Annotated in this window: 11 protein-coding genes and 1 pseudogene; 6 read left to right on the top strand and 6 right to left on the bottom strand. The window is 70.1% G+C overall.

Annotated features, from left to right (window positions below; all coding sequences use genetic code 11):
• The first annotated feature begins 22 nt into the window (after window positions 1–22).
• Entirely contained in the window at window positions 23–694 is a 672-nt protein-coding gene (locus RR1_RS03910; protein ID WP_010838798.1) for a DNA alkylation repair protein, read from the top strand.
• A 68-nt stretch (window positions 695–762) separates the two neighbouring features.
• Here RR1_RS03910 and RR1_RS03905 read toward each other — a convergent pair whose 3' ends face one another.
• The 4 genes and pseudogenes from RR1_RS03905 to RR1_RS03890 form a co-directional block, all read right to left on the bottom strand.
• Complete coding sequence (locus tag RR1_RS03905; RefSeq protein ID WP_010838799.1) at window positions 763–2,871, bottom strand: 3-hydroxyacyl-CoA dehydrogenase NAD-binding domain-containing protein; 2,109 nt, start codon at window positions 2,869–2,871, stop codon at window positions 763–765.
• Window positions 2,872–4,057 (bottom strand): annotated as a pseudogene (locus RR1_RS03900) (thiolase family protein). It abuts the gene before it with no gap.
• Window positions 4,058–4,191: 134 nt separating this feature from the next.
• Window positions 4,192–5,448 carry an HRDC domain-containing protein gene (locus RR1_RS03895; protein WP_010838802.1) on the bottom strand — a complete coding sequence of 419 codons (1,257 nt, stop codon included), beginning with the start codon at window positions 5,446–5,448 and terminating at the stop codon, window positions 4,192–4,194.
• Between the two features lie 82 nt (window positions 5,449–5,530).
• On the bottom strand, window positions 5,531–6,121 hold the full coding sequence (locus RR1_RS03890; RefSeq protein ID WP_010838803.1) for a DUF3000 domain-containing protein: 591 nt from the start codon (window positions 6,119–6,121) through the stop codon (window positions 5,531–5,533).
• 182 nt (window positions 6,122–6,303) lie between these two features.
• Between RR1_RS03890 and hemE the strand changes: the two genes are divergently transcribed.
• The 5 genes from hemE to RR1_RS03860 all read left to right on the top strand — a co-directional run bounded on the left by hemE (window position 6,304) and on the right by RR1_RS03860 (window position 12,356).
• Window positions 6,304–7,368 (top strand): uroporphyrinogen decarboxylase, encoded by a 1,065-nt coding sequence (gene hemE, locus RR1_RS03885; protein ID WP_040773874.1) that lies wholly within the window; start codon window positions 6,304–6,306, stop codon window positions 7,366–7,368.
• Window positions 7,365–8,723, top strand: a complete 1,359-nt coding sequence (locus RR1_RS03880; protein ID WP_010838805.1) for a protoporphyrinogen oxidase — start codon at window positions 7,365–7,367, stop codon at window positions 8,721–8,723. Before hemE ends, RR1_RS03880 begins: the two co-directional genes overlap by 4 nt.
• Window positions 8,724–8,762: 39 nt before the next feature.
• Window positions 8,763–9,458, top strand: a complete 696-nt coding sequence (gene hemQ, locus RR1_RS03875) for a hydrogen peroxide-dependent heme synthase (RefSeq protein WP_040773820.1) — start codon at window positions 8,763–8,765, stop codon at window positions 9,456–9,458.
• A gap of 89 nt (window positions 9,459–9,547) precedes the next feature.
• Window positions 9,548–11,854: a molybdopterin-dependent oxidoreductase gene (locus RR1_RS03865; RefSeq protein ID WP_040773822.1), complete on the top strand. Its 2,307-nt coding sequence runs from the start codon at window positions 9,548–9,550 to the stop codon at window positions 11,852–11,854.
• Between the two features lie 43 nt (window positions 11,855–11,897).
• Window positions 11,898–12,356, top strand: a complete 459-nt coding sequence (locus RR1_RS03860; protein ID WP_010838808.1) for an FAS1-like dehydratase domain-containing protein — start codon at window positions 11,898–11,900, stop codon at window positions 12,354–12,356.
• Between the two features lie 36 nt (window positions 12,357–12,392).
• Here the strand turns inward: RR1_RS03860 and msrB are convergent, their stop codons facing one another.
• Complete coding sequence (gene msrB, locus RR1_RS03855; protein WP_010838809.1) at window positions 12,393–12,827, bottom strand: peptide-methionine (R)-S-oxide reductase MsrB; 435 nt, start codon at window positions 12,825–12,827, stop codon at window positions 12,393–12,395.
• Window positions 12,828–12,896: 69 nt separating this feature from the next.
• Window positions 12,897–14,156 carry a glycosyltransferase family 87 protein gene (locus tag RR1_RS03850; RefSeq protein WP_010838810.1) on the bottom strand — a complete coding sequence of 420 codons (1,260 nt, stop codon included), beginning with the start codon at window positions 14,154–14,156 and terminating at the stop codon, window positions 12,897–12,899.
• Between the last annotated feature and the right edge of the window lie 21 nt (window positions 14,157–14,177).

Below are 14,177 nucleotides of genomic sequence, written 5' to 3'. Positions count from 1 at the left end.
CGACGAGAGCGAGGCAACGGCGATGACGCCACCACCGGTGGGCGAGGTACTGGCGGAACTCGCGGACCTCGACGACCCGAGGATCCGTGCCGTGAACGAGAAGCACGGTGACGATCACGGCGTGAACCTCGGGAAGCTGCGCGCCGTCGCGAAGCGGCTGAAGACGCAGCCAGACCTCGCGCGTGAGCTCTGGGCGACCGGGGAGAGTTCGGCAATGCTCCTCGCGACGCTGATCTGCCGACCGAGGGCGTTCGAGCGCGACGAACTGGACGCGATGCTGCGCAGCGCACGCACGCCGAAGGTACACGACTGGCTCGTGAACTACGTCGTGAAGAAGTCGCCGCACGCCGAGGAACTCCGGGGCGTGTGGCTCGCTGATCCGAACCCTGATGTCGCGAGCGCCGGATGGGCGCTGACGAGCGCGCGGGTGACGAAGAACCCCGATGGGCTCGACCTACCCGCGCTGCTCGACATCATCGAGCGGGACATGAAGGACGCGCCCGACCCGCTGCAGTGGGCGATGAACGAATGTCTCGCGCAGATCGGGATCGCGCATCCCGACCTGCGCGACCGCGCGATCGGTATCGGGGAGCGGCTGCGCGTCCTCGAGGACTACCCGACCTCGCCAGGGTGCACGTCACCGTATGCGCCGGCGTGGATTGCCGAAATGGTGCGGCGACAACAGGACTCGTAGCGCCGCGACCGAAACGCCGACGGCCGCCGTACCTCTCGGTGCGGCGGCCGTCGATGTTCGAGCGAGAGCTACTTGACGCTCGCGACTCCGGGGTCGAGGAACCGCTTGCCGTTGACGGCTTCGGAGACACCTTCGCGGTCGAGGTACGGCGTGATGCCGCCGTTCCAGAACGCGAAGCCGCCGCCGAGCAGCAGGCAGAGGTCGATGTCCTCGGGCGCCGCGACGACACCCTCGTCGAGCATGATCTTGATCTCCTCGGCGAACGCCTTCTGCGTCCGGTCGAGAACCTGCTCGGCGGTCGACGGGTTGTCGCCTTGCGGCCACAGCGACGCGACCTCGGGGTCGACGACCTGCGTGCCGTCCTCGCCGTAGCTCCACACGCCGGGCTTGCGCGCCTCGACGATCGCCTCGAGCCCGGGGGAGGGCGTGAAGCGCTCGGGGTACGCGGCGTGCAGGGTCTCGCCGGTGTGCAGCGCGATCGCCGGTCCGACGAGCGCGAGCAGCGTGAACGGCGTCATCGGCATGCCGAGCGGCGCGACGGCGTTGTCGGCGACGTCGAAGGGCGTTCCCTCGTCGACGGCGCTCATGACCTCACCGAGGGTGCGGGTGACGAGGCGGTTGAACACGAAGCCCGCCTTGTCGGCGCACAGGACCGCGGACTTCTTGAGCGCCTTCGCGGTGGCGAATGCCGTTGCGAGCGTGGCGTCGTCGGTCTGCTCGCCCTTGATGACCTCGAGCAGCGGCAGCACGGCGACGGGGTTGAAGAAGTGGAAGCCCACGACCCGCTCGGGATGCTGCAGGCCCTCGGCCATCTCGGTGATCGACAGCGACGACGTGTTGGTCGCGAGGATCGTCTCGGGGGTGACGTACTGCTCGACCTCCGCGAAGACCTGCTTCTTGACGTCCATGTTCTCGAAGACGGCCTCGATCACCCAGTCGGTGTCGGCGAACGCCGCCTTGTCGAGCGAACCCCGAACGAGCGCCTTGAGCCGGTTCGCGCCGTCCTGCGACACGCGTCCCTTGCCCTGCAGCTTGTCGATCTCGTCGTGGACGTACTTCACGCCCTTGTCGATGCGCTCCTGGTCGATGTCGGTGATGATCACCGGCACCTTGAGCTGCCGCACGAACAGCAGCGCGAGCTGGCTCGCCATGAGACCGGCGCCGACGATGCCGACTCCGGTCACTTTGCGCGCCAACGACTTGTCGGGCGCGCCGGCGGGACGCTTCGCTCGCTTGTTGACGAGATCGAACGAGTACAGACCCGCGCGCAGCTCGTCGGTCATGAGCAGATCGGCGAGCGCGTCGTCCTCTGCCTCGAATCCGACGTCGAGGGACTTCGGATCGGACAGATCGGTGTCGCGTGCGAGCTCGAGCAGTTCGACGGCCTTCAGTGCGGCGGGGGAGTAGCCGCGGGTCTTGCCCTCGACGACGGCCTTGGCGCGGGCGATCGCGTCGTCCCACTCCTTGGCCTCGAAGGTGGGCCGCTCGACGGTGATCTCGCCCGTGACGACCTTCGCCGCCCACGCGAGCGACTGCTCGACGAAGTCGGCGGAGCCGAGGAGCTGATCGAAGATGCCGAGATCGGCGGCCTTCTTGCCGTTCAGCATCCGGTTGTTGTTCAGCGCGTTCTCGACGAAGACCTGCACGGCCTTCGACGGGCCGACGAGGTTCGGCAGCAGCTGCGTGCCACCCCATCCGGGGACGAGGCCGAGGAAGACCTCGGGCAGCCCGATCGCCGGAACGTTGTCGGCGACGGTGCGGTACTTGCTGTGCAGCGCGACCTCGAGGCCACCGCCCAGCGCGACGCCGTTGACGAAGGCGAACGTCGGGATGTCGGTGTCACGGAGCCGGCGGAACACCTTGTGGCCCAGCGCGCCGAGCTCGACGCCCTGCTCGCGTGCGGTGATCGAGGGGACGCCCTTGAGGTCGGCGCCCGCGGCGAAGATGAACGGCTTGCCGGTGACGGCGATCGCGACGGGATTCGCCGCGAACGCGTCGTCGAGGGCCTTGTCGAACTCGGCGAGACCCTTGGGCCCGAACGAGTTCGGCTTGGTGTGGTCGAAGCCGTTGTCGAGGGTGACGAGGGCGACGACGCCGTCGAGACCTGGCACTGACACGATCTTCGTGAAGGCGTGGGTGACGACCTCGTCCGCGAAAGCGCTCGTGATGTCGGACATTTACTTCACTCCCGCTTCGTAGTCCTTGTGGTTCGGGTTCTCCCAGATCACGGAGCCGCCCATGCCGAGACCGATGCACATCGTGGTGAGGCCGTAGCGGACGTCCGGGTTCTGCGCGAACTGGTGCGAGAGCTGCGTCATGAGCCGCACACCCGACGACGCGAGCGGGTGACCGCACGCGATCGCGCCGCCCCACTGGTTGACGCGGGGGTCGTCGTCCGCGATGCCGAAGTGCTCGGTGAACGCGAGTACCTGGACGGCGAACGCCTCGTTGATCTCGAAGAGTCCGATGTCGTCGATCGACAGGCCGGTGCGGGCGAGCAGCTTCTCGGTCGCGGGGACGGGACCGACGCCCATGACGGACGGGTCGACGCCCTTGAACGCGAAGCCGACCATGCGCATGCCGACGGGCAGGCCCAGCTCGGCGGCGGTGTCCTCGCCGGCGAGGATCGACGCGGTCGCGCCGTCGTTGAGGCCCGCGGCGTTGCCGGCGGTGACGCGGCCGTGGGGACGGAACGGCGTCTTGAGCTTGCCGAGGTCCTCGAGCGTGGTGCCGGGACGGGGGCTCGTCCTCGGTGGCGAGGCCCCAGCCCTGCTCGGAGCGGGTCGCGACGGGCACGAGGGTGTCGGCGATGTGACCGGCCTTCTTCGCGGCGTCGTACTTCGCCTGCGAGTTCACGGCGTACGCGTCGGTGCGGTCCTTGGTGATCGTCGGGAACCGGTCGTGCAGGTTCTCGGCGGTGTTGCCCATGACCAGCGCGCTCGGATCGACCAGCCGGTCGGCGAGGAACCGCGGGTTGGGGTCGGCGCCCTCACCCATCGGGTGATGGCCCATGTGCTCGACGCCGCCCGCAAGGACGACGTCGTACTGGCCGAAACCGATGCCGGACGCGGTGGTCGTCACGGCCGTCATCGCGCCGGCGCACATGCGGTCGATCGCGAATCCGGGGACGCTCTCGGGCAGCCCGGCGAGGATGGCGGCGGTGCGGCCGATGGTCAGACCCTGATCGCCGGTCTGGGTGGTCGCGGCGATCGCGACGTCGTCGATCGCGGCGGGATCGAGCTGCGGGTTGCGACGCAGCAGTTCACGAATCGTCTTGACGACGAGATCGTCGGCGCGAGTGCCGGCGTACATGCCCTTCGGGCCGGCCTTGCCGAACGGGGTGCGGATGCCGTCGACGAACACGACATTGCGCTGGGTGGGTGAAGCCACGCGGTTCCTCCTGGTGGAGCTGGATCGGATTCCGGATCACGGTCATGGGTGTCCGGCCTCGTGGCCTCAGTTTACTCGCGTTACTCGCGGGTAACTTGTGGGGTCGTTCAGGGCTCGTCGACGGGCTCCGCGAGCGCGGCGGCGAGCACCGGCACGACGAGGTCGCGCTGCCACGGCCGCGCACCGCCCGCGTCCAGCGCGGCGTCGAGGTCGGCGGCCGTCCCGCCGCGCCAGTCCCAGACGATGCGCCGCACCAGTTCCGGGTGAGCGAGATTCTCGACGGGCACCGTGACCTTCTCCGACAGCGCGTTCAGTCCGGCGCGCACCGAGGCGAGCCGGTCGGCGGCCTCGGGGTCGACCCGCGCCCACCGGCTCGCCGCCGGGGGCCCGACGGTGCGCGGCGACCGCGATGGCAGTTCGGCGTCGCCGAGACCGCGCGCCTGCTCGAGTGCAGTGAGCCACACCCGGCTGTACCGGCGCTGGCGTGGACCGCCGAAGACGGGAAGTGCACGCAGTTCGCCGACGGTGCGGGGGTCCTTCGTCGCGGCGTCGACGATCGCGGAGTCGGGCAGCACCCTGCTCGGCGAGACGTCGCGACGACGCGCCAGATCCTCCCGCGCCTCCCACAGGGCGCGTGCCGCCGCGAGCTGACGCGGCGACTTGAGCGACGTGATGTGCGAGACCCGACGCCACCGATCGGGCTTGGGGACGGGCGGCCCGGCGAGCCGGACGCGCTCGAACTCCTGTGCCGCCCATTCGGTCTTGTGCTGTCGTTCGAGATCGGCGGCGACGGCGTCCCGCAGATCGACGAGCAGTTCGACGTCGAGCGCGGCGTAGTTGAGCCAGGCATCGGGCAGCGGACGCTTGGACCAGTCGTCCGCGCCGTGCCCCTTCTTCAGCGAGTAGCCGAGTTCGCGTTCGACGACGGCGGCGAGACCGACGCGCTCGAACCCCGCGAGCCGGGCGCCGAGTTCGGTGTCGAACAACCGGGCGGGGTGCAGACCCAGCTCCGCGAGTCCGGGCAGATCCTGGTCGGCGGCGTGCAGCACCCATTCGAGCGGGTTGACGACCTCGGCGAGCGGAGCGAGTGCGTCCGCCGTCGGAATCGGATCGAGCAGGACGGTGCCGGCGCCCTCACGGCGGAGCTGCACGAGATAGGCCCGCGCGGAGTAGCGGAACCCCGACGCGCGCTCGGCGTCGACCGCGAGCGGGCCGTGCCCCGACGCCAGCAGTTCCGCGGCCGCCGCGACGCCTGCCGCCGTGTCGACGAGCTCGGGCACGCCGTCGCGTGGTGCGAGCAGCGGGACGGCCGGAGGCGCTGCGACAGCGGATTCGGTCTCGGACGAAGCTTCCGGCTCGGACATGAATTTCGACTCTAGGCCACGGAGAACGGAACCCGCGACGCGGAAGCCGTCCGGCGCCGCCCGCCCTCGCGCGGCGAGCGGCTCACGTGCCCAGCGAATGCAGTCGGGCGATCCCGGCCGGCGGGAGCCCCGCCGCGTACGCGAGGACCTCGCAGAACGCCTCGACGTGTGGACCCAGCCCCGTCGAGCGCGGCGTCCACGACGCGCGCAGTTCGAGCTGATGCGCGCGCGGCGGTCCGACGATGTCGCCGTACCGCACCGACGTCGTCGCCGTCACGGTCCCGCCGAGCGCGGTGAACGGTTCCGAGCGCGATTCGAGCGCGTCCACGAGCCAGCTCCACGCGACCTCGGGCAGCAGCGGATCGGAGGCGACGGCGGCATCGAGATCCGCCTGGATGTAGGCGACGAGGCGCATCGTGCCGTGCCACGCGTCGTCGCCGTCGGGATCGTGCAACAGGATCAGCCGGCCGAACGCGTCGCCGTCCGAATCGGCAGGGACCGCCTCGCCGGTGGGGTGCAACACCTCCGCCCCGACCGCGTAGCTGTGCGGCGCGAGTCGCTGCGGTGGGCGAATCGGTCCCACCTCGATATCGGCGCGCACGCGCGCCGTACTCATCGCGTCGACGGCGGCACGAAACTCCTGCGGCTCGGTCGACGATCCCGAAGACGTCACAGCCGTGCAGGTTAGACGCACCACACAGCCGGGGACGGGAGGCGCGCCGCACGGGGACTTCGGTCGATTCCGGCACGACACGACGACGTGGCAGCATGAGAAGCGGACACGCGGTCGGCGAAGGGTGAGAGAAGCGAATGGGTGACGTGACGACGGGCGCACGCGAGACGACGAATGCGGGAATGCCGGGCAAGCCCGTGCGGGGGCGCCGCCACCTTCCCGACGCACCACTCCTCGCGGCCGCCACGGGGCGCACGCCGTCGCATCGGCCCGTGTGGTTCATGCGGCAGGCGGGGCGGAGCCTGCCCGAGTACCGCGAGATCCGGTCGGGCATCGGGATGCTCGAATCGTGCTTCGATCCGGCGCTGGTCTGCGAGATCACGATGCAGCCGGTGCGCCGTCATCAGGTGGACGGCGCGATCCTGTTCTCCGACATCGTCGTCCCGCTCAAGGCCGCAGGAATCGACCTCGACATCGTCGCGGGGCGCGGGCCGGTCGTGGCGGAGCCCGTGCGCACGGCCGCCGACGTCGCGGCCCTGCCGAGGCTCGAGGGCGACGAGGTCGGTGCGATCGCCCGCGCCGTCGATCTGCTCCTCGACGAACTCGGCGGAACGCCGCTCATCGGATTCGCGGGCGCGCCGTTCACGCTCGCGTCGTATCTCGTCGAGGGCGGGCCGAGCCGCGGCCACGAACGCACCAAGGCCCTCATGTACTCCGACCCGCAGACGTGGCACCGCCTCGCGGGCGCCCTCGCGGACGTCACCATCACCTTCCTGAAGACGCAGCTCGACGCCGGCGTCGACGCGATCCAGCTGTTCGACTCGTGGGCCGGTGCCCTCTCGCTCGCCGACTACCGCGAGTACGTCCTGCCGCACAGCGAGCGCGTGTTCGCCGAGATCGAAGGCGCGGGCGTGCCGCGCATCCACTTCGGTGTCGGCACCGCCGAACTGCTCGGTGCGATGGGCGAGGCCGGCGCGGACGTCGTCGGTGTCGACTGGCGCACCCCGCTCGACGTCGCGCAGCGCCGCGTCGGCGACGGCAAGGCGCTGCAGGGCAACCTCGATCCGGCGGTGCTGTTCGCGAGCCCCGACGTCGTCGAGGCGCACGCCCGACGCATCTGTGCGGAGGCCGACGCCGCGGTCGCGTCCGGCGCGGCAGGACACATCTTCAACCTCGGCCACGGAGTTCCGCCCGACACCGACCCGCAGGTCCTCACCGATCTCGTGCAGCTGGTGCATTCGCTGTGACCACGGTCGCCGTCGTCGGGGGCGGCATCACCGGACTGACGGCGGCGTACCGGCTCCGCCGTGAACTCGGTGCGCACGCCGACATCGTGCTGCTCGAACCCGGCCGTCTCGGAGGCAAGCTCCGCACGGAGGACCTCGCGGGCGGGCCCGTCGATCTCGGCGCCGAGGCGTTCATCGCGCGTCGTCCCGAAGTCCCGGAACTGCTCGCCGAACTGGGGCTCGCCGACGAGATCCGATACCCGAGCGGATTGACGCCGCTCGTGTGGTCGCAGGGCGGGCTCCGCGCGATCCCGACCCGCACCCTCATGGGAATCCCCTCGAGTGCGGAGTCCGTCGCCGGCCTCGTCGACGCCGCGACCGTCGAGCGCATCCGCCGCGAACCCGAGACTCCCGTGCCGTGGGCGCCCGGCACGGACATCGACGTGCACACCCTCGTCGCCTCCCGGTTCGGCGAACAGGTCGTGTACCGCAGCGTCGATCCGATGCTCGGCGGCGTCTACTCGGGCAGGTCCGACACGATCGGCGTCCGCGCGGCGCTGCCCGCCCTCGCGGCCGCTCTCGACGGGGGAGCGGCGTCGCTCACCGAGGCGGTGGCCGAGGCGCTTCCGGAGCCGCGGCCCGGACCGGTGTTCGGGGCGCTCGAGCGTGGCTACGGCAGCCTGCTCGACGCGCTGTACGCCGCCGCTGCACCGCGTCTCGTGCACGCCGCCGCCACCCGCATCTCGCGGTCGGACGGGCGATGGGTCGTCGACCCGGTCGGTGCGGTCGACGGCATCGTGCTCGCGGTTCCAGCACCCGCGGTCGCCGCGCTGCTCGGCGACGTCTCGCCGCTCGCCGCGAGCGCCGCGGCACGCATCCCGCTCGCGTCGTCCGCCGTCGTCGCGCTCGCACTGCCCACGGACGACGGACTGCCACAGAACACCGGCATCCTCGTCGCCTCCGATTCCCCGCTCACGCCGGACGCGAGCGCGAAGGCGTTCACGCTGTCGAGCCGCAAGTGGCCTCACCTCGCGGAGCGCGACGTCACGCTCGTCCGCGCGTCCTACGGCCGATTCGGCGACGACGCGATCGTCGACGCACCCGACGACACGCTCGTCGCCACCGCACGGCGCGATCTCGCGCTCGCCACCGGCGCCGACGGCGAACCGGTGGCGGCGCGGGTGCAGCGCTGGCACGGCGGCCTCCCGCAGTACGGCCCCGGCCACACCGAGGACGTCGCCGAACTCGAGGCGGCGCTCGCCGCGGTCCCGCGCGTCGAGGTCGCCGGCGCCCTGCTCCACGGAGTCGGGGTGCCCGCGTGCATCGCCACGGCGCGGACTGCGGTGACCCGCCTGCTCGCGGATTTGACAGGATAGGTCCGCGGCCGCGCGGCGGTCGCCGGTGAAAGGATGGACATGGCTCGGCTCGACTTCGACAAACTCAACTCCGAACTCCGGTACTCGATGATCTCGGTCTTCCAGGCGATCCCGGGTGTGCTCGGCGACGACCGCGACGACGCGGTCCGGCAGGCGCGCGAGTTCTTCGACGGTCTCGCCGACAAGGGCGTCGTCGTGCGCGGGCTCTACGACGTCGCCGGACTGCGTGCCGACGCAGACTTCATGATCTGGACGCACTCGCTCGAGCTCGAGTCGCTGCAGGCCGCGTACGCGGACTTCCGGCGCACCACGACGCTCGGCCGCGCGAGCGACCCGGTGTGGAGCACCGTCGCGCTCCACCGGCCCGCCGAGTTCAACAAGAGCCACATCCCGGCGTTCGTCGCGGGCGAGGAGCCCGGCGACTACATCTGCGTGTACCCCTTCGTGCGCTCGTACGAGTGGTACCTGCTGCCCGACGAGGAGCGGCGCCAGATGCTCGTCGACCACGGCAAGGCCGCCCGCGGCTACCCGGACGTGCGCGCGAACACCGTTCCCGCGTTCGCCCTCGGCGACTACGAGTGGATCCTCACCTTCGAGGCGCCCGAGATGCACCGCATCGTCGACCTCATGCGTGATCTGCGCGCCACCGAGGCGCGCCGTCACGTCCGGGAGGAGATCCCGTTCTTCTCGGGCCCGCGAGTGGACGCCGAGAAGCTCGTACGCGCCCTGCCGTGACGGAACGGACCCACCCGACCCACCCGCGCATGGCCCACCCGCGCATGGCCCACCCGCGCATGGCCCACCCGCGCATGGCCCACCCGCGCATGGCCCACTCGCACATGGCTCACTGGGGCATGTTCGAGGCCGTGAGCGACGGCGGCGAGGTGACGGCGGTGCGCCCGTTCGCGGGTGACGCCGACCCGTCTCCCGTGCTCGGCAACATCCCGGGTTCGGTGCGGCATCGTTCCCGCGTCACCGGCCCCATGGTGCGGCGCGGCTGGCTCGAGAACGGTCCCGGTCCGTCGCAGCGCCGCGGCGACGACGAGTACGTCCCCGTGTCGTGGGACGAGCTGACGACGTTGCTGGCGAACGAGTTCCGGCGAGTGATCGACCGGCACGGCAACTCGGCGATCTACGGCGGTTCGTACGGCTGGGCCAGCGCGGGGCGGTTCCATCACGCGCAGAGCCAGGTGCACCGCTTCCTCAACGTCCTCGGCGGCTACACCCGGTCGGTGCACAGCTACTCGCTCGGGGCGACCGGCGTGATCATGCCGCACGTGGTCGGGACGCACTGGAAGCTGTTCGCGCGGTCGACGTCCTGGGAGAACATCGCCGAGCACACCGAACTGCTGGTGAGTTTCGGTGGTGTGCCGCTGAAGAACACCGGCATCAATCACGGTGGGACGAGCGATCATCCGACACGCGGTGCGCTCGACGCACTGCGGGAACGCGGCGGCCGGATCGTGTCGATCACGCCGCTGCGCGACGACGTGCACGGCGAGCACGAGTGGATCGCCCCGGTCCCCGGCAGCGACGTCGCGCTCATGCTGGGGCTCGCGCACACCCTCGTGACGGAGGGGCTGCACGACGAGGACTTCCTCGCCCGGTACTGCACGGGCTACGACCGCTTCGAGCGGTACCTGCTCGGGGAGACCGACGGCGAACCGAAATCGGCGAGGTGGGCCGAGGCGATCACGGGTGTCCCGGCGAGCGACATTGCTGCGCTCGCGCGCGAAATGGCGGCGCGGCGCACCCTCGTGACGGTCACGTGGTCGCTGCAACGGACGCGCTTCGGCGAGCAGGCCCCGTGGATGGGGGTCACGCTCGCGGCGATGCTCGGTGAGATCGGTCTTGCGGGAGGCGGTTTCGGGCACGGCTACGGATCGATGAACGAACCCGGTCTCGCGCCGGTGCCGTATCCGCTGCCGACGCTGCCGCAGGGAATCAACCCGGTGAAGACCTTCATCCCGGTCGCCGCGATCTCCGACATGCTCCTCCATCCCGGCGAGGAGTTCGACTACGACGGGCAGCGGCTCACCTACCCGGACGTCAAGCTGGTCCACTGGGCCGGGGGCAATCCGTTCCACCATCATCAGGACATCGGCCGGTTGCGCCGGGCGCTCACGCGTCCCGACACGATCGTCGTCCACGACCCGTACTGGACGCCGATGGCCAAGCACGCCGACATCGTCGTGCCGTCCACGACGTCGCTCGAGCGCGACGACCTCAGCTGCACCCGCAACGACCCGCTGCTCGTCGCGATGCACGCGGCGGCGCCGCGACACGCGGATGCGCGCGACGACTACGACACCTTCGCGGCTGTCTCGGCGAAACTCGGTGTCGCCGAGAGGTTCACCGAAGGCCGCACGGCGCAGCAGTGGCTCGAGCATCTCTACGACCAGTGGCGCGACTGGGTGCTGCGCGACGGCGGCGAGGCGCCGGAGTTCGGCGAGTTCTGGGCGCGCGGCCATGTCCGGATGCGCACCGAGGACGGCCTCGTCGCGTTCGAGGACTTCCGCCGCGACCCCGACGGACATCCGCTCGCCACTCCGAGCGGGCGCTTCGAGATCTTCAGCGACACGATCGACGGCTTCGGCTACGACGACTGTGCGGGCCACCCACGGTGGTACGCGCCCGACGAGTGGCTCGGCGGCGAGCGCGCTGAGCGGTACGCTTTGCACCTCGTCGCCAACCAGCCGAAGACGCGATTGCACAGCCAGCTCGATCACGGCGGCACGAGCCAGGCGTCGAAGGTGCGCGGGCGCGAGCCGATCCGGCTGTACCCCGCCGACGCCGCCGAGCGCGCCCTCTCGGGCGGCGACGTCGTGCGCGTCTTCAACGATCGCGGCGCGTGCCTCGCGGGCGTCGTGCTCGACGACGGCGTGCGCCGTTCCGTCGTCCAGCTCGCGACCGGCGCCTGGTACGACCCGCTCGACCCCGGCGACCCGAACGCCATGTGCGTCCACGGCAACCCGAACGTCCTCACCGCCGACGTCGGTGCGTCGTCGCTGTCGCAGGGATGCACGGGCCAGCACGTGCTCGTCGAGATCGAGAAGTGGACGGGCGACCTCCCGCCGATCCGCGCATACGATCCGCCGCCGGTCGCGGCGGGCAGCCGATACAGCGAGTGACGAGAGAAGGCGAGTCACGAGAGACAGGTCAGGGCCAGTGCATGTGAGCGACGAACTCCGCAACACCGAGTTCGAGTCGACGGACGTCTACGTCGTCGGCCGCGACATCGTTCGCGAACTCGCATCCGCCGTGATGGCCGACGACGCGATCCACCACGACGTCGACGCCGCGAAGGCCGCCGGTTACGACGATCTCGTGGCGCCCCCGACGTTCACCGCGCTCGTCCAGGCCGAGGTGATCAAGGCGATGATGGACGAACTCGGTGTCTCGCCCGACCCGCACGCGATGGTGGCCGTCCACACCGCGGAGAAGATCGTCGTCGAACACCCCATCGTCGCGGGGGACCGGTTGCGTGCGTCGATCCACATCACCGACGTGATCGAGCGAGGGCCGGCGAGCTTCGTCAGCACGGTCTCCGTCGTCCGCGACGAGAAGGGCTCACCCCGGGCGACGATCGAGTCGTCGATCGTGGTGAGCCCGCACCCGAACGAGGCCGCCTGACCACTCGTTCGCCCGGGCCTGCTCGTTCGACTCGAGCTACTCGCTCGGCTCGAGCTTCAGCGAGACCGAGTTGATGCAGTACCGCTGATCGGTCGGCGTCGGGTAGCCCTCGCCCTCGAAGACGTGACCGAGATGGCCGTGGCAACTCGCGCACAGCACCTCGACGCGGCGCATCCCGAGCGAGTCGTCGGCGCGCAGGATCACGGCGTCGGAGTCTGCGGGATCGAAGAACGACGGCCAGCCGCAGTGCGACTCGAACTTCTCGGTGCTCCGGAACAGCTCGGCACCGCACCCTCGGCAGCGATACACGCCCTCGGTCTTCGTGTCCGTGTACTCGCCCGTGAACGGGCGTTCGGTGCCCGCCTGCCGCAGCACCGCGTACTCCTCGGGAGACAGCCGCTCGCGCCACTGCTCGTCGGTGAGATCGACCTGTGGCTCGCGGGCGACGGGTTCGTTCTGTGCAGCGCTCATGCGTCCACGCTAATACCTTCGACCGCTCGCCCGCCGAGACCGCTGGTCAGCGACCACCGAGACCTCCGGTCAGCGGACGGAGGTCTCGGTTCGCTCGTCCGGATCCCGAGTGGCGGCGGGGGAGAGCCACGCCGGGTCGATCCCGGACTCGAGCCTGCCCTCCTTGCGTGCGACGAGGTACCGGCTCACGAGCACACCCGCGACGACCACGATGAGCAGGCTCCACGCGAGCGTCGTCTTCGTGTACTCGATGTTGCGGCCCACCTCGTTGAAGCGGTGGACCCACCAGTTGTCGAACGTCAGGAAGCCGTACACGGCCAGCCACGCGGGCCAGTTGCGCATCACCGAGTTCTTGAGGACGACCGACATCACGAGCGGGAAGAGCAGCATCGAGTAGTACATCTGGCCGAGCGAGCCGAGCAGCCAGGACGCGACGAGCAGCAGCCCGCCCGCCGTCACGACGAAGAACACCTCGTCTTCGCGGTAGTAGCGCCACAGCAGCCACAGCGCGACCAGCACGAGGATGCCGAGGACGATCCGGAAGAACCAGATCAGCGGATCGGGCAGCCCGAAGTACAGACCGTTTCCGGCGATCGAGCTGTTGTAGTAGTCGCGTGCCTCGCCGACGTACGGCATCGTCCGGCGGATGTAGTCCATCGGATCGGCGGACAGCGGCCACGCGACGACGTTGAGCACGAGCGGGATGCCGACCGCGGTCACCAAGACCTTCCACTGCCCGCGCACGAGGGGTAGCAACAGCAACGGCGCCAGCACCGGTTTGATCGCGAACGTCACGCCCAGGGCGGCGCCCGCCCACAGATCGCGGCGTCGCAGCAGCAGGAGCAGGAAGACCATCTCCGCGAGGAAGATCAGGCCGTTGATGTTGGTGAAGATCAGCGTGTTGGTGACGGTCTCGGAGCTGAAGGCCGCGAACACGAGAATCGGTGCGGCGATCGAGGACAGCGTGAGATCGAACAGCCGCAGCAGCAGGTACAGGCCGACGAGCACCGCGATCGCGTTCGCGCCGATGAACAGCCATCGCGACCGTTCCGGATCGATCACCGCGAGCGGCGCCATGAGCAGCGTCCCGGACGGCGGGTAGAGATAGTGCGGGTCCACCGACCCGAAATCGGCCGTGTAGACGGGCCGGTTGTTGAGGAACGCCAGCGCGGCGTTGTACACCGGACGGAAGTCGTCGGTGATGGATCCGTCCACCGCCTTGACGATCACGCGGTGCAGCACTGTCATGATCGCGAGAGGCCACATCGCGTACCGGATGACGTCCGCGGTCGTCCGTCCGGTGCGGGGCTCGAGCAGGCGTGAGAACACTACGGCACGGTACACCGAGCG

The sequence above is a fragment of the Rhodococcus rhodnii NBRC 100604 genome (assembly GCF_001894925.1).
GTDB classification, from domain to species: Bacteria; Actinomycetota; Actinomycetes; order Mycobacteriales; family Mycobacteriaceae; genus Rhodococcus_F; species Rhodococcus_F rhodnii.
This window is presented reverse-complemented; position numbering and strand designations above follow the sequence as displayed.